14 protein-coding genes are annotated in these 15,511 nt (G+C 31.2%); 4 read left to right on the plus strand and 10 right to left on the minus strand.

The window, feature by feature from the left end; genetic code table 11:
• Positions 1 to 18 precede the first annotated feature (18 nt).
• Positions 19 to 3,033 (minus strand): tetratricopeptide repeat protein, encoded by a 3,015-nt coding sequence (locus ACHRVZ_RS04660; protein ID WP_395421017.1) that lies wholly within the window; start codon positions 3,031 to 3,033, stop codon positions 19 to 21.
• A 311-nt stretch (positions 3,034 to 3,344) separates the two neighbouring features.
• On the opposite strand from ACHRVZ_RS04660, the gene ACHRVZ_RS04665 reads away from it, so the two are divergent.
• The 3 genes from ACHRVZ_RS04665 to ACHRVZ_RS04675 are packed head-to-tail and all read left to right on the plus strand — an operon-like array spanning position 3,345 to position 5,842.
• Positions 3,345 to 4,028, plus strand: a complete 684-nt coding sequence (locus ACHRVZ_RS04665) for a cell division ATP-binding protein FtsE (protein ID WP_395421018.1) — start codon at positions 3,345 to 3,347, stop codon at positions 4,026 to 4,028.
• A complete protein-coding gene (locus ACHRVZ_RS04670) occupies positions 4,028 to 4,915 on the plus strand; it encodes a glycosyltransferase family 2 protein (RefSeq protein WP_395421019.1) in 888 nt (295 codons plus the stop codon). Before ACHRVZ_RS04665 ends, ACHRVZ_RS04670 begins: the two co-directional genes overlap by 1 nt.
• The gene (locus ACHRVZ_RS04675) at positions 4,916 to 5,842 is read left to right on the plus strand and encodes a glycosyltransferase family 2 protein (protein ID WP_395421020.1); all 927 of its coding nucleotides are present in this window, start codon (positions 4,916 to 4,918) and stop codon (positions 5,840 to 5,842) included.
• Here the strand turns inward: ACHRVZ_RS04675 and ACHRVZ_RS04680 are convergent.
• Together ACHRVZ_RS04680 and ACHRVZ_RS04685 are read right to left on the minus strand one after the other, a co-directional pair.
• Positions 5,825 to 6,232, minus strand: a complete 408-nt coding sequence (locus tag ACHRVZ_RS04680) for a sugar 3,4-ketoisomerase (RefSeq protein WP_395421021.1) — start codon at positions 6,230 to 6,232, stop codon at positions 5,825 to 5,827. The two genes, ACHRVZ_RS04675 and ACHRVZ_RS04680, sit on opposite strands and share 18 nt — an antisense overlap.
• A complete protein-coding gene (locus ACHRVZ_RS04685; RefSeq protein WP_395421022.1) occupies positions 6,229 to 7,056 on the minus strand; it encodes a glycosyltransferase in 828 nt (275 codons plus the stop codon). Before ACHRVZ_RS04685 ends, ACHRVZ_RS04680 begins: the two co-directional genes overlap by 4 nt.
• Positions 7,057 to 7,097: 41 nt before the next feature.
• Between ACHRVZ_RS04685 and ACHRVZ_RS04690 the strand changes: the two genes are divergently transcribed.
• The gene (locus tag ACHRVZ_RS04690; RefSeq protein WP_395421023.1) at positions 7,098 to 8,240 is read left to right on the plus strand and encodes a glycosyltransferase; all 1,143 of its coding nucleotides are present in this window, start codon (positions 7,098 to 7,100) and stop codon (positions 8,238 to 8,240) included.
• Between the two features lie 15 nt (positions 8,241 to 8,255).
• On the opposite strand, the gene ACHRVZ_RS04695 is transcribed toward ACHRVZ_RS04690, so the two are convergent.
• The 7 genes from ACHRVZ_RS04695 to ACHRVZ_RS04725 form a co-directional block, all read right to left on the minus strand.
• A complete protein-coding gene (locus ACHRVZ_RS04695) occupies positions 8,256 to 9,563 on the minus strand; it encodes a hypothetical protein (protein ID WP_395421024.1) in 1,308 nt (435 codons plus the stop codon).
• 107 nt (positions 9,564 to 9,670) lie between these two features.
• Positions 9,671 to 10,945, minus strand: a complete 1,275-nt coding sequence (locus ACHRVZ_RS04700; protein WP_395421025.1) for an O-antigen translocase — start codon at positions 10,943 to 10,945, stop codon at positions 9,671 to 9,673.
• Position 10,946: 1 nt separating this feature from the next.
• Positions 10,947 to 12,098: a DegT/DnrJ/EryC1/StrS family aminotransferase gene (locus ACHRVZ_RS04705; protein WP_395421026.1), complete on the minus strand. Its 1,152-nt coding sequence runs from the start codon at positions 12,096 to 12,098 to the stop codon at positions 10,947 to 10,949.
• The gene (locus tag ACHRVZ_RS04710) at positions 12,095 to 13,045 is read right to left on the minus strand and encodes a GNAT family N-acetyltransferase (RefSeq protein ID WP_395421027.1); all 951 of its coding nucleotides are present in this window, start codon (positions 13,043 to 13,045) and stop codon (positions 12,095 to 12,097) included. The genes ACHRVZ_RS04705 and ACHRVZ_RS04710 overlap by 4 nt, the downstream gene beginning before the upstream one ends.
• A gap of 39 nt (positions 13,046 to 13,084) precedes the next feature.
• Positions 13,085 to 13,687 carry a trimeric intracellular cation channel family protein gene (locus tag ACHRVZ_RS04715; protein WP_395421028.1) on the minus strand — a complete coding sequence of 201 codons (603 nt, stop codon included), beginning with the start codon at positions 13,685 to 13,687 and terminating at the stop codon, positions 13,085 to 13,087.
• Positions 13,688 to 13,773: 86 nt separating this feature from the next.
• Positions 13,774 to 14,622: a hypothetical protein gene (locus ACHRVZ_RS04720; RefSeq protein ID WP_395421029.1), complete on the minus strand. Its 849-nt coding sequence runs from the start codon at positions 14,620 to 14,622 to the stop codon at positions 13,774 to 13,776.
• 141 nt (positions 14,623 to 14,763) lie between these two features.
• A complete protein-coding gene (locus tag ACHRVZ_RS04725) occupies positions 14,764 to 15,507 on the minus strand; it encodes an RDD family protein (RefSeq protein WP_395421030.1) in 744 nt (247 codons plus the stop codon).
• Positions 15,508 to 15,511: the final 4 nt, after the last annotated feature.

Genomic DNA, 15,511 nt, shown 5'->3' on the forward strand with positions numbered 1-15,511 from the left:
GTTCTATTCTCTTGCTTCTTATTTCGTAATCGATGAATTCGTTTTAGACTCTTCTAACTTAATGGCGCTTAATTCTTTTTTAGCTTCTTCAACCACGTCTGGATAATCAGTAAAATTGTTAATTACGTTATCCAAAATATAAGTTGCCTGATAACTGTCTTTTAATCCGTAGAAGTTTTTCGCCATTAAAACCAAACTCTTCGCTCCGTAATATTTATAAGCCGAATAATTCTTCGCTAATTTTTGCACTGACACATTTGAAGCGTCAAATTTGCCTTCTTTAGTTTTAAAATAAGCATCGTAATACAAAGCTTCCGCTGCTAGTTCTCCTTTTGATGTTGCCGAAAGTTTTGCATAAGCAGCTTTGGCTTTATCTTCATCACCGGTTTGCATTGCCGCGCGCGCTACAATTATCTGCGCGTCAGCTTTTACATTGGCATCAGCTTTTGCATTTTGTAATACTTTGTCAGCGTATGTAACCGAATTATCATAATCTTTTTTGTCGTAATAACATTTCATCAGGTTAGCTTGTGCAAAACTTTTATTTTGAGCAGAATCTGCTTCATCATCTAAACGTTTCAAGACCGGAATCGATTTATCACAATCTTTTGCTTTTAAGAAAATCTGTGCCAATTTCATTAAAGACTGCTCTGTAAATTCACTTCTGGGCTGATCGATTACATATTGATAATTAGCAACCGATTTCGCTTCTGATCCTTCAGCAAAATACAATTGTGCCAAATAGAAATTAGCTTCAAGTGCATGCATGCCTTTTGAAAATTTACTCACATAACCAATGAATCCAGTTATTGCTTGTTTGCTATTATTTTGAGAGTATTGCTTGAAAGCTGCATCGTAAGTATCATTATCCAATTCTGCATCAGTAACTGCAACAAAGTCTAAAGTACGTACCCAAGTTGCATATTCATCAACTTTTCCTGAATCAACATAAATTAATCTTGCTGTAGAAACTGCTTCCAAAGCTTCAGGTGTTTTTGGGAATTCTGCCGCTACTTTTTTGAATTTTACCAATGCTTGTTCATCACGATCTGAGTTGTAGTAAATCAAACCTTGCTTCAAGATTGCTTTTGATGTGAACGAACTGTTTTTATATTCTGAAATTAACTGATCGTAAGTTTTAATTGCCTGATCGTTTTTCTTTTGAGTTGCGTAAGTATTTCCTAATTCATACAAAGCATCATCACGGTATTCTGATTTTTTATACATTAAAAGAAAGTTATTCAACTCATCTGCTTTCTTATCATTCTTAGACATAAATCCGTAAGAAATTGCTTTTTGAAACTGAGCATAATCAGCATCAACTCCTTTTGATTCAATCGCTTTTGCATAAGCTTCGTTTGCAGCACTGTACTTTGAATTAACAAAACGACAATCACCTAAACGTAAATACGAATCATTCAAACGTACTTTATCTTCTTTAGAATTATCAATTTGTGCCTGAAATGAAGTAGCCGCAGAATCGTATTCTTTCAATTTAAAATAAGTATATCCAATATTATAATTGATATTTTTATACTCGTTAGTTGTTTTAGCAGCAGCTTGTCCAGCAAACTGTTTGTAACTCAATAAAGCATTCTGAAAATCATCTGTAACATATTCTGTTTCTGCTTTCCAGAAAGTAGCACGCGCTGTGAACTCAGGAGTTTTTTGCTCGCTTACTGCACTTTTAAACATTTTTGCAGCATCAGTATAATTAGATTCGTTGTACAATTCTAAACCTCTGTAAAAAAGTACTTTTTGATAAGCAGCTTTGTTTTCTGCCGATCTATTTTTCTCTAATAAAACCAAAGCTTCTTTATAATTTTTAGAAGATATATAAGAATCAACCAAAAGCTTTTCTACTTCAGATTTGCTTGAATTGTTGGGATATTTTTTAAGGAAATCAAGTAGAATTCCAGGAACAGTTTGGTACGCATTACCAATTTCATAACTTACTTTAGCATAATTTAAAGCTGCATCTTCTTGAATTTGAGTATTAAAATCCATTTCAGAAGCATTTTTAAAAGCATTTAAAGCTTCTTGCTTTTTCCCAGTATTCAAATAAGCCAAACCTAAATGATAATAAGCATTTTGAGCTACGAAATCTTTTCCTTCAATAATTTTATTAAATTGAGAAATCGCTTTTTCATACTCTTTTTGCTCATAATATGCGTATCCTAATTGATAGAAATCAGTATTATTCCATTTTCCTTTTTTACCTGCATATTGCTCTAGAAACGGAATCGCTTTGTCGTATTGTTTTAAGTTGAAGTAACTTTCTCCAATAATTTTATTCAATTCAGATTTTTCAAGAGCATTCGATTTCGCCATAGCCTTTTGTCCCAAATCAATTGCTTTCTGAAAACTTCCTAATTTAAAATTCATATCGGCCTGATAATACGAAAGCTTTTCTTTGTACTTCTCTTCGCCTGAAACTTCATCAAAATATTTGGTAGCTTCCTTATAATCGTCACCTTCATAAGCCATAAATCCTAAATAATATTTGGCTTGAGAGCCAAATTCAGGAGAGTTGACCACTTTGTTAAAATAAGTCGTCGCTTCTTTTTTCTTTTTAGCATTAAAGTAACTGTATCCTTTTTGGAAATTAAACTTATCCGAATCAGATTTGCTCATGTAACTCTCATCAACTTTATCAAACCACTGTAAAGCTTTGGGATAATTTCCTTGTTCGAAGAAAAATTGAGCCACTTCAATATAAGCCTGGTTTTGTTTGGTACTTGTTGGATAATCGTTAACGAATTTTTCCATCAAAGCATCAGCATTTGCTTTATTAGTTCTAATAGCACAATTGGCAATATAATAAGCACAATCTGACTGAACTTCTTCAGTTGCAGCATCATTTTTTACGTGTTCAAAAATAAGTTGCGCCGAAGCATATTGTTTGTCATTATATAAAGCCAGTGCTTTGTCAAAATCCTTTAAATCGTAAGTATATATAGCTGATTTTTGTGCCGAAACTATGGTCGAAAAAAGGATTATTTGGAGTAAAAAGAACCAGGAAAGTTTACGCATTTTTATTATATTTAGTATTCAAATGTATCATTTTATACCGTTTATAACGAAACGTTTCTTGCTTTTATTATGAACAAATTTTTAATTAGCAGTTATTTTACAGCTTCTCAAACCTCAAAATATTGGTTATCAAACTTTCAAAAAACTTCAAATTTAACCCTGTAAGTAATTTAAGCTGCAGTCTTTAACGACGTTATAGTTTATATTAACATACATTAGTTAGATGGTTTATTTTTTTATCAGAAATGATTGAAATTTATTTTGAATCCAACCGTTATCTTATTACTTTTACCAATCAAATCAATTTTACTATGTCACAAATCGTACTGTCTCTTAAAGAAGTAACTATATATCAAGAAGGAAGAAAAATTTTATCTCATATTAATTTAGATGTTCAGCATGGTGAATTTATCTATATAATTGGAAAAACTGGTTCTGGAAAAAGTAGTTTCATGAAAACTTTGTACGGTGATTTACCTTTAACTGAAGGTGAAGGTCATATTGTTGAATTTGATTTGGCTACTTTAAAAGAAAACGATATTCCGTATTTGAGACGTAAAATTGGAATTGTATTTCAGGATTTCAAATTGCTTCCGGACCGCTCTGTAAAAGACAACATGCTTTTTGTTCTTAAAGCAACCGGATGGGTTGACAAAGAAGGAATGGAACGCAAAATTGATGAAGTTCTGGACAAAGTTGGCATGAAAGAATTTACAAATAAAATGCCACACCAACTTTCAGGAGGTGAACAACAGCGTGTTGCGATTGCAAGAGCTTTGTTAAACGATCCTGAATTTATCTTAGCCGATGAACCAACCGGAAATCTTGATCCGCAAACAAGCTCAGAGGTTTTAGAAGTATTGAAAAAAATCAATGCCAACGGTAAAACTATTATCATGGCAACTCATGATTATGCTTTGTTGATGAAATTCCCATCGAAAACACTAAAATGTGAAGATGAGAGAATTTTTGAAGTTGTGCAAAGAAGCGTGTAATGCTTTCCATCTTAATTCCGGTTTATAACTACAATGTTTCCTCTCTTGTTGAAACATTGTACAAGCAAGCATTGGAATCTAATATCATTTTTGAAATCATTTGCTTAGATGATTACTCACAATATTTCCTGTCTGAAAACCAAAAGATTAATCAATTTAAAAATTGTCATTATTCTGTTTTAGAGAAAAATATTGGACGAAGTGCCATCCGGAATTTACTTGCAGGAAAAGCAATTTATCAAAATTTACTTTTTTTAGATGCAGATACAATTCCTGTAAATCAAAATTTTCTATCAACTTATATTTCAAAAATTAACCCGAACGAAAAAATAGTTTATGGGGGAATTTTATACGAAAGTAAAAAACCTCAAAAAGACAGGCTTTTACGATGGATTTATGGCACCAAAAGAGAAGCTTTAAATACTTCTGAAAGGAGTAAAAACCCATATATATCTTTTTTGACTTTAAATTTTTTAATTTCTAAAAGTATCTTTTCGAAAGTTAATTTCAATGAAAACATTCCAAATTTGAGACACGAAGACACTTTGTTTTCATTTGAATTGATGCAGAGTCAAATTGAGGTTGTCCATATTGAAAACCCAGTTTACCATTTAGGAATTGAAAATAGTGAAACCTTTATAAGAAAATCTGAAGAAGCCGTTGTGGGTTTAAAAAATTTGGTAGATTCGAATCTTATTTCATCAGATTATGTCAAACTTTCTCATTATTATCAAATCATAAAAAAATATTATCTTCAATCGATAATTGCTTTTGCGTTTACTATTTCAAAACCATTATTTTTAAGACAATTGCTAAGTAACAAACCTTCTCTTTTCCTTTTTGACTTATATCGTTTGGGCTATTATAGCACTTTAAAATCAAAATAAATGGCATTTTTCTCTGTAATAATTCCGCTATACAACAAAGAAAATTTTATCGAAAATACGATACAAAGTGTCTTGGACCAAACTTTTCAGGATTTCGAAATTATTGTAATAAATGACGGATCTACAGATAAAAGTGAAGAAAAATTAATGCAATTTAAAGATCCGCGAATACGCTATTACAGCAAAAAAAATGAAGGTGTTTCTATTGCCCGAAATTTAGGAATTACTTTTGCAAATGCTAATTTCATTACATTTCTTGATGCGGATGATTATTGGTATCCGGATTTTTTAAAAGTAATGTTTGATTATTGTACTCGCTTTATTAAACAAAAAGTATTTACAACTGCAATCGAGATTGAAACATCAGAAAGCACATTTTTAGCGCAATATTCTATCAATAAAGCATCTAATTTTGAGTCTGTAAACTACTTTAAAGCAAGCAAGAAAGAATCTGCAATTTTAACGTCGGCTACAGTTTTCAATAAAGAAGTTTTTGATAAAGTTGGCGTTTTTGACCCTACTATTAAAAGTGGTCAAGACACTGATTTATGGATTAGAATTGGTTTAATTTATCCTGTCTTATTTATTTGGCAGGTTTTGGTGCGCTATACGCATGACGAGAACAGTCTTTCTAAAAAACCTGATTTACTGGAATCTAAAATGGATTTTTCGAAATTTATCGAACTTGAAAAAACAAATTCTGATCTGAAATATTTCTTAGATTTAAATCGGTTTTCGCTTGCTATTAAAAGTAAACTTGCCTCCAACAAAACGCTTTTTGACTATTATTATAGTGGAATTAATTTAAAAAAAATTGGCTTCAAAAAAAGATTTCTTTTAATCCTTCCTCCCTATTTACTGCAATTTTTAATTCAGATAAAACTTAAAATGGCAAATCTCGGATTTGGCTCATCTGTTTTTAAATAGTTTGAAACTTTTATATTCTCTGATATAATCTTCTTCATCAAATTCGTCTGAAGCAAGAACCAAACAAACAGCTCCCGAAGAAAAATTACGCAATTCGCGCCAGATTCCGTCTACAATTAACAAGCCTAAGTTTGGTTTATTAAGTGTAACGGTTTGTGATGATTTTCCATCTTTCAAAATAACATCAAAACTGCCGCTTAAAGCAATTAAAAATTCCTGCTGCTTTTTATGTGCGTGCCCGCCTCGTTTGCTCCCACTCGGAACATCGTATAAATAATACACTCGCTTTGAAACGAACGGAATTGTTGCACCTTCTATAACCGAAAGATTACCACGTCTATCCTGAATTTTTGGAACGTCTATTAATTGAACATCAGCGTTTGTGGTCATAGTTTATTTTTGGTTAGTTCTTTGAGTTTAGCAATTCCAGCCAATCCTGTTTTATATTTTTTTTCAATTTCTGAAAATCGAATATACTTTTTTCTAAATAAAAAAAACACATATTTCAAAAGCCATATATAGGCAAAATTACCATGCAATTTATAAAATAATGCTGCTCTGCCATAAATTAAAGCATCTGATCCTTCATTTTTTCCAGAGGAAAATTGCGGATGTGAAACAATGATTTCGGAGCTAAAACGAACTTTCAGATTCTTATTTAGCGCTGATTTCAAAAACAAAAACTCTTCTGCCGTTTCAAAAAAAGAACCAAGTCCAAAATGTTCATCAAAAGTGATCTTATTTTTCTTTATTTCGTCTAACTTAAACGCAATTTCGATTGAACTCACATTCCAAATACTTTTCTGATCATGATTAAAAGCTGTAATCCAACTTTTTTGTGATTCAGAATCTCCTATCCTTTGATGATTAAATGTAATTACACTTGCATTTGTTGTTTTTTCGAAAGCCGCGAGAATATCTTTTTTAAAGTTTTCTGCAAAAGTAACATCGTCATCTGTAATCAGACCTATTTTTTTTGAGGCATTCTCAATTGCTTTATTCCTGCTTTTCGATAAGCCACTTTCATCTGTATTAACAACTTTAACAGTATCAAAATCAGATATTAAAACCTTATTTTTGGACTGATTTACAATCAGTAAATTGAAAGCCGAAAAATGTTCATACGGAAACATTGGCAACAAAAAATCTAAATTGCTTCTGTCTTTTGTAGCAATTAAAATTTCGAAGTCACTTTCAGAAAAAACATTTGACATTTTCATATATATTTACGTAAATATAAATATTTCTAGCACAAATGAGAATACTCTTGGTAGGAGAATATAGTAGGTTGCACAATTCTTTAAAAGAAGGATTAGAAGCCTTGCAACATGAAGTCACTATTATAGGAACGGGCGATAATTTTAAACAATTTCCGGTCGACTACTCCATTTTTCCAAAGTATTTTCTCAAAAACAAGCTTTTAATATTTTTAAACAAAGCTTTATTTCGAGTTTTTAAACTTGATTTACAATTGGCCGAAAAAGGAATTCGATTTTGGTTCTTTTTACCAAAACTTAAAGATTATGATGTTGTACAATTAATCAATTCGAATGCAATTGAAAGTTATCCTTTTTTCTCTAAATTTTTATTAAAAAGACTATTTCGTCAAAACCGAAAAAACATTTTACTCGTTTGTGGAGAAGATACTCCTATAATTGATTTTCTGCTGACAAATCAATTAAAGTACTCAGTTCTTACTCCTTATTTAAAGGACAATAGTCTAAAATCAGAGTTTCGATTTTCATTAAAGTATGCGCGAAAAAATTACCGTGATTTATATCATTATGTGAATAAAAGTGTCTCCGCAACCATTGTTTCTGACTTAGATTACAAAATTCCGTTACCGGAAAAAAGGCTCATTCCGAATCCCATAAATACAGATAAAATTGTCTTTGAATCTTTAGATACAACTAAGAGAATAGTCATTTTTATCGGAATTAATAAAAGCAGTTACATAAAAAAAGGAACTGTCTTTTTTGAAAAAGCATTGGAGATTATTAAGAAAAAATACGGCAATAAGGTCGAAATTATTTCGGCAGAAAACCTACCGTACAACAAATACATTAACCTTTATGGCAGCGCACATATTCTGTTAGATCAGGTGTTTGGATATGATCAGGGATATAATGCGCTTGAGGCTATGGCCAAAGGAAAAGTGGTTTTTACCGGTGCCGAATCTGAATTTATGAATCATTATAATTTACATGAACGTGTGGCAATAAATGCACTGCCAAATGTAGATTATCTGGTAAGTGAACTATCTTTTTTAATTGAAAACCCTGAAGAAATTGCAGCTATTGGAAAACGCGCAAGAGCTTTTATAGAAAAAGAACATCAATATACCAAAATTGCCCAAGAATATCTCGATGTTTGGAACTGCTCAGAAATCAAGTGTTAAGTAAATTTCTTTTATTCAGAATATTTTCCTGACAAATAAAAGAACAACAAGCATCATTATATACTCAAAAGGAAAACTAAATCTTGCATTTCCTCCGTACGTAACTAATGCCTGAAGTACAGACGTTAAAAAAATAATAGTGACAAAAACAAGTTCGTTTGTGATAACGCGTGTCTTTAAAAACAATATAAAATGATACGGAATTAAGAGCAGAAAAAGCAACTTAAAAAGCCAAATTAGTATGGTTTGTAAATACCATATTCCTAAAAATACTTTGTTTACAAACGGAAAAGAAAAGCTATTATAATCCCAATATATTTTGGGTTTCCAAAAGTCAAACCACGATCTAAAAACAACTTGTTTTAAATACTCCAAAGGGTTCTTTTTTATAGTTACAACAGCATAATTACCAAGTTTTTCTGATAGTTTAGGAAAACTATGAGCTGTTTTGGGCAGCAATTCACTTTGTGCATCCCAGATTGTCATGGCGATATCCGTTTTCAGATGCGGTTCGAGCTTGCTATTTTCAACTATTAATTTATCTCTGTGTTTTGCGTAAATTGATCCAATCCAATTGTATTCAGGAGTTGTTTTTTCAGCAAAATAAACGCAGTTTTGAGACAAATTAAGACCATAAAAAGTAGTTGACACAAAATATCCCGTATTTACTTTATTGACATACGACCATCCAAAATAAGAGAGCAACGGAAACAGCAGAATAATTAATTTAGAATTTATGATTCTTGAAATTTTAAAGTTTTTCGCAACAGTGAATCCATATACAACAAAAGGAATAAATGCATAAAAAGGCTTAATTAGCACCAAAACACCAAGTATCAGACCTATTAGAATGTCTTTCTTTAAATTTTTACTTTCTAAATAATTAGCTGATAAAAAATAAAACAATAGTGAAACAAAAAAAAGAGTCAAAGATTCGACCAATATAATTCTTTCGTAAAAATGAATTTGAAGAAAGCTTTGCAGGAATAGTGTAATATACAAAGCTGATTTTGAATCAAACTTCAAATTTAAAATTGTTTTAAACCAATAAACTGAAGTAACAATTCCTAAAAGAATCTGATATATAACTGTCAAAACTGTAGATCCAAAGGCCAGAGAAATAAACAAAGGATATCCAGGACTTCTTTCTCCATTATAAAAACTGAGATCCAGTTTTAGTAATTTTTCAGCTAAAAATAAATACCCTTCAGAATCCGGAAATATAGTAACGTGGAAATATAAAATTGATAACAAAATGCGAAACAGTAAACCAACACCAATTAAAACTCTAATCTCTTTATTTAAAAAATTAATATTTAGCATTTTGTAAAAATAGGATTAAAAAAATTTCCACTATAAACCGAAGAAGATTAACTGCAATAAAAACTAAAAATAGCATAAATCATTGAAATACTATTTAATTTATCATGCTAAAATAAACTTTTCCTAAAATACAGACACAAAACAATAAAGTACATTAAATTATCAAATGCCTGCGCCATTACTACGCCTTCTAAGCCAAAATATTTTATAAAAATAAGACTTGAGAAATACAACAATGTCAGGGAAAATATCTCGAAAAATATAAAAGCCTTGGTTAGTTTTTTGGCAAAAAAATTATATCCTAAAATAAGAGATGCAACTTTAAAAATATCTCCTATTAATTGCCAGATAAACAATGTTGTAACCGGTAAAAACTCTTTAGTAAACAGTAATTGGATTATAAAAAATCTTCCAAAATAAACAACAATTAAACCTAAAATAAAAACTGGTAAAATTGATTTATAAAACCTCCAAAAAATCGCTTTGGTTTCCTGGTTATTTTGAGCAACTGAGAGTTTTGGCAAAAAATAAACCGTTAAAATCGTGCTAATAAACATTAAATAATAAGACGATATTCGAGTCATGGTTTCCCAAAAACCAGCTTGATCTATGCCTAAACTTTTAATCACATTAGACCGAATTGCAAGAAAAATAATTGGTCCCAGAACTGACGAAACCAACGCCATTAAAGAATAAGAAGACAAATTCTTTATAATTCTAAAATCGAATAAATGCAGGCGTATTGATCCAAAAAAATTGATTTCTTTATTGACGAAATAGAATGTTACAAAAAACAATAAGGCTGGCGTGATTACAATTGCTAATAAAGCCCCAAGTGTTTTAAATTGCAAAATCATAAAAACGGATGCCAATAATCCGATTAAATTTCCAATAATATTAATCCAGATTACTTTTTTAAACTGACTTAAACCATTTAAAACAGCCAACAAAAAAACAGAGACAGCATACCAGGGTAAAGCGAGCGCTAAGACTTTAAATACAAGTGAAAAATCAAAATGGTTATTGAATATTTTTTCATTCCAGAATGTTGCAAAAAAGAACAAAATAAGGCTTAAAACAATTGCTACGGTCACCAAACAAATAAAAACGGTAGCCAATATTTTTTGAAACTCACTTTTATTTCTTTGATTTTCGGCAACATATTTTACTATTCCATTTTGAAAACCAAGTGTTGAAATACTCTCCAAAGAGGTTAAAAAATTACGCAAATTACCAACCAATGCCATTCCGCCGGGGCCAACAAAAACGGCTAAAATTTTAGACGTTATTAATCCAATTCCAATTTTAAGCCCAACACTAAAACTGTTTAAAGAGGAGACTTTAAACAAAGTGGTTTGGGTTATTTTTTTAAAGGAATTCAAATTAAAACTGATTTAAAATTTCAATAATAAAACTCACTTCTGCTTCTGTTAAAACGGGACTTATTGGCAAACTCAAAACTTCGTTGTGAATTTTTTCTGTAATTGGAAATGATAAATTCCCCCATCCTAAAGTTTCAGAAGAAAAAGCTTTTTGCTTGTGTGGCGGAATCGGGTAATGAATTACGGTCTGAATATTATTTTGAGTTAAATATTCCTGCAATGCTTCTCTATTTTCAGTTCTCACGACAAACAAATGGAATACATGATTGTCTGATAAATCCCAAAACGGAAGTGTTATCTTTTTATTTTTAATTTCAACTAAATAACGTTTTGCAATTGCACGGCGTTTATCATTATCAGCGTCTAAATTGGGTAACTTTAAATTCAAAAATGCAGCCTGAAGCTCGTCTAATCTCGAATTTACGCCAACATAATCATTATAATACTTTTTCTCGGAGCCATAATTACGAAGCGAAAAAAGAACTTTTGCCAATTCTGAGTCATTTGTAGTAATTGCTCCGCCATCGCCTAAACAACCCAGATTTTTCCCCGGATAAAAACTAAAAGCTGAAGCACTTAAAAGCTCTTTGCTTTCGTTTAGAGTGACATCAGAATTTGGAATTTGGGATTTAATATTATTAGAATTTAAAATCGCACCATGAGACTGGGCTGCATCTTCTACAACAATTAAATTATTTTGAATCGCGATCTCTTTTACTTTATCCATTTCAGCCAATTGTCCGTACAAATGAACGGCTAAAATAGCTTTTGTTTTTGGAGTAATTTTCTCCTGAATTAAATCTGGATCAATATTGTATGTTTCTAATTTTGGTTCAACTAAAACAGGAACTAAATCTGCAGCCAAAATAGCCAGAATACTTGCTATATAAGTATTTGCGGGTACAATAACTTCATCGCCTTTTTGAAGTTTTCCTAATTGAATATAACCTTTAAATATTAATGCTAAAGCATCAAAACCATTTCCTACTCCTATGCAATATTTAGTTTGGCAATATTCAGCAAAAGCCAATTCAAAAGTCTCCAGTTCTTTCCCTAAAATATACCAGCCGTTACTTAAAACTAATTTCAGTTTATGCTGAAATGCAGTTTCGTAAGGTTCATTTATTTTTTTAAGATTCAGAAATGGTATCATTTTATATTAATTTTATAAAAATCCTGATTATAAACGGAACAGCCCAATTCTTCTTTTTGTTTTAAAAGACCTGAATGATATCCGCTTTCATTTTCTTCATTTACAATTCCCATATCAAAAAACTGTTTGCCTTTTCGTTTGTATTTATGGATCAGATTAATGAATAAAAAATCTAGCGCCCGTACTTGTTCACCTTTTTCAGAAGTAGCCCCATATTGCGATTTTATCACATTTTTAGTCTCAAAAATAGTTATTCCGGCAATAATCTCGTCATTTTGATAAACAGAATATTGCCTGATATTTTCTGGGAATTTTTGTTTTAAATGGGTCATTTCTTCTTTGGTATGAACTGGTTTTACATTGAATTTCTCTAATAATCTCGGTTCTAAAATTTTTCCCCAAAAAGGCCCAAAATCCTTTTCTTCTACGATATCCAAATCAAGGTTTTCGATTCTTCGAAAATGCTTTAATTTACTTTTAGAAATTTGCAAAGGCAACTCTAAATTTATTGCCAGATTCATTTCTTTTCGTTCTAAAACTGCTCCTCTTTTAAACAAAAAAAAGTCCACATCTTGATTCCCTCTCTGAAGATAAAAATCCGGAATTGGCTTGTAGTAAAGGTTTTCGATGGAATTTTCTTTTAGATAAAGCAAAATATGGTCTAGAATTGATTCTACCTTTTCTCCTTTTAACTTTGAGTTAAATACCAAACCGCCATAGGTAAGTCCTTGATGAGAATAAACCGAATTTCCTTTGATATTGGCAGGTAAAACGGCCTTTAGATTATCATCTTCAAAAACCAAAAGCGAAAAATCATCAAAACGATCGTTATGATATTCTATGAAATCACGATGAAATAAAAATGTTGCATTTTTGGCTAACCCGATAAATGCATTCCAGATTTCATAATCGTTTTGGTGGTATTTTTTTATGATGTATTTCGTCAAGATTTTTATTTTTTCTGCTGCGAATTTTGCAGCTTATTTTTACTTATGCTCGAATGCCGGCAAATGCCACTTGAATTTCACTGCTAACAATCGGACAGTTATAATAGCAATTGATGTTACCAAATATAGAATATCATCTTCCAGATTCAATTTTTTGAGCACAAAAAACACAACTCCACCAAAAATACAAATCGTAGCATAAATTTCTCTTCTGAATATAGTTGGAATTTCGTTGCACAAAATATCTCGTGTAACACCTCCAAAGCAAGCTGTCATGGTTCCTAATGCAATACAAATTACAGGATGCAAACCAATCATAATGCCTTTTTCAAGGCCAATTAAAGTAAAAACCCCAAGCCCAATTGTGTCAAACAGAAATAATGAAGTTCGTAATCGATCAAACTTTTTTCTAAAAAGAATAGCGAATCCAAAACCCAGAATAATTACATAAACATATTGCAAATCCTGCATCCAAACAACTGGTGTTCTGCCAATTAAAACATCGCGAAGCGTTCCTCCACCTACAGCTGTTACAAAGGCTATGATAAAAACACCAAACGGATCGAGTTTTTTGTGCATCGCCGTTAAAGCGCCAGACATAGCAAAAGCCATTGTACCGATAAGATCTAATAAGTGAAACATTCTTTTTTAAGTATCTAGGTTCTCAAATGATAAATTACAAAGGTGCAGAGTTACAAAGGTCATTGCAAATGCGTTACCTCGATTCGTTATTTTTTTACGTAAATCGGACTTCTTTTCAATAAATACGAAATAGAATCCATCCAACTGTCTTTTATATTTAGAAACGGTTTACGGCTTTGTGAATATATTTTTGTACCGTTTTTATACATATCAAAATAAACCATATAATTATAATAAGTTTGAGTTGTAGCATTTGTTGTCGAAACATCACTTGTTTTTACTTTCTTATTATCATTACTTACTTTAGCGCTTCCGCTGTTATAAGTCGAAGCAGTTGAACCTTCGGTAATTGTGTATGAAACTTTTGCAGCAAGAATATTGTCAACCCCCAGAATTTTTTGAAGATCTTCAATTGAAGTTTCATCGATGTTTTTATAATCAATTCCTGCTTTGTGTAACAAACTGTTGGTTACTCTTAAATCCTGAATTGTTAAAGGAAAAAGATTCGCTGATTTGTCTAATAATTTGTTGTAAAGGTCATTTTGAGCAAATTTTGCCATTTCTTCAGAACTTTCTAAAGTACCTGAATTTACATACGGAATCGGCAATACTGCAATCGTATTAGGCTTCATTTCTGCGGAAGCAACAGCCTGACCGGAAGTATTTGTAGTAGAAGTATTTGCAGATACATCAAAAGTCTGTGAACGTCCGCTGGCAAAATCAATTCTGGCAATTTGGGCTACATCAAGCGAAATTTGCACTGTTTCTCCCGGCAAAGAATACTCTACAGTTTTATCAGACATTTTAGAAATTGAACACTCAATAATTTGGTAGTCTCTTTTGATTATTTTATCCAATTTTTTTCCGCCTTGAGCGAAAGATAAAACACAAACGAACAACATTACTATTACGGCAACAACTTTTCTTGAGTTCATGGTATTTACAATTAAATTTCCCTACTCTTAGGCTTTTCGGTAACTCCTTTTTACTATAATTAATTTATTTTTTTTCTAACAAATTATACGCTATACAAAGTTACGAAAATCTCAACAAACACCGTTAAACAGATCGCACAATTACATATTCTGCGTGTAAAAACTGTAATCCTTCAAGATAATTCTAAGAAAGTCAATATTGTCTCCTGATTGATTTTTAATTCCCGTTACACTTTCAATTTTTGATACTAATTTATAGATCATTTCGTGATCATTTTTTGCAACAGCATTTTGAAATGTATCTTTGATAATTCGCACATCATTATCTGATAATTTAATTACCAAAGGATAAGTTGGTACGTAAGCTTCTCCTACTTCTTCGAGAATTGTATGACTAATATCTACTTTGTTTTTTAAGGTAATTACTGCTGTTCCTGCAACCATATCACCTAATCGTTGTCCTTTTTCACTCGAGATAACTGATATTACAGCTATAATTCCGCCAAGAATTGAAACATCGACCAGTCTAAAAAACCAACGCATTAAATAATCACCAAAACCAGCCTGATATCCATCAATTTTTACCACTTTGATTTTGACAAGTTTTTTTCCAATTGTTTGCCCCTCAAAAATGCTTTCTAAGGTTAAAGTATAAATAAAAAAAGGAAAATATAACAACAAAATAACCGCAACAGTAGTCCAATAATCTAATTTACTTAATACTTTTTCAAAATTAAAAACATAAAATAATAGTAGTGAGACCACTATTACATAAGAAAATTTAATAGCTAAATCAATAAAATATGATCCAATTCTCTCGCCAATATTTGCAGCGATAAAATTAATTTTAACATTTTGTGTAGTATTAATAGATAATTCTGACATATTT

The sequence above is a fragment of the Flavobacterium sp. FlaQc-57 genome, assembly GCF_044007395.1.
In the GTDB taxonomy this organism is placed as follows: Bacteria; Bacteroidota; Bacteroidia; order Flavobacteriales; family Flavobacteriaceae; genus Flavobacterium.

Bases quoted from the DNA above. Each gene is read 5' to 3' on its own strand.
- ACHRVZ_RS04660 (WP_395421017.1), bottom strand. From the start codon at position 3,033: ATGCGTAAACTTTCCTGGTTCTTTTTACTCCAAATAATCCTTTTTTCG.
- ACHRVZ_RS04665 (WP_395421018.1), top strand. From the start codon at position 3,345: ATGTCACAAATCGTACTGTCTCTTAAAGAAGTAACTATATATCAAGAA.
- ACHRVZ_RS04670 (WP_395421019.1), top strand. From the start codon at position 4,028: ATGCTTTCCATCTTAATTCCGGTTTATAACTACAATGTTTCCTCTCTT.
- ACHRVZ_RS04675 (WP_395421020.1), top strand. From the start codon at position 4,916: ATGGCATTTTTCTCTGTAATAATTCCGCTATACAACAAAGAAAATTTT.
- ACHRVZ_RS04680 (WP_395421021.1), bottom strand. From the start codon at position 6,232: ATGACCACAAACGCTGATGTTCAATTAATAGACGTTCCAAAAATTCAG.
- ACHRVZ_RS04685 (WP_395421022.1), bottom strand. From the start codon at position 7,056: ATGTCAAATGTTTTTTCTGAAAGTGACTTCGAAATTTTAATTGCTACA.
- ACHRVZ_RS04690 (WP_395421023.1), top strand. From the start codon at position 7,098: ATGAGAATACTCTTGGTAGGAGAATATAGTAGGTTGCACAATTCTTTA.
- ACHRVZ_RS04695 (WP_395421024.1), bottom strand. From the start codon at position 9,563: ATGCTAAATATTAATTTTTTAAATAAAGAGATTAGAGTTTTAATTGGT.
- ACHRVZ_RS04705 (WP_395421026.1), bottom strand. From the start codon at position 12,098: ATGATACCATTTCTGAATCTTAAAAAAATAAATGAACCTTACGAAACT.
- ACHRVZ_RS04715 (WP_395421028.1), bottom strand. From the start codon at position 13,687: ATGTTTCACTTATTAGATCTTATCGGTACAATGGCTTTTGCTATGTCT.
- ACHRVZ_RS04720 (WP_395421029.1), bottom strand. From the start codon at position 14,622: ATGAACTCAAGAAAAGTTGTTGCCGTAATAGTAATGTTGTTCGTTTGT.
- ACHRVZ_RS04725 (WP_395421030.1), bottom strand. From the start codon at position 15,507: ATGTCAGAATTATCTATTAATACTACACAAAATGTTAAAATTAATTTT.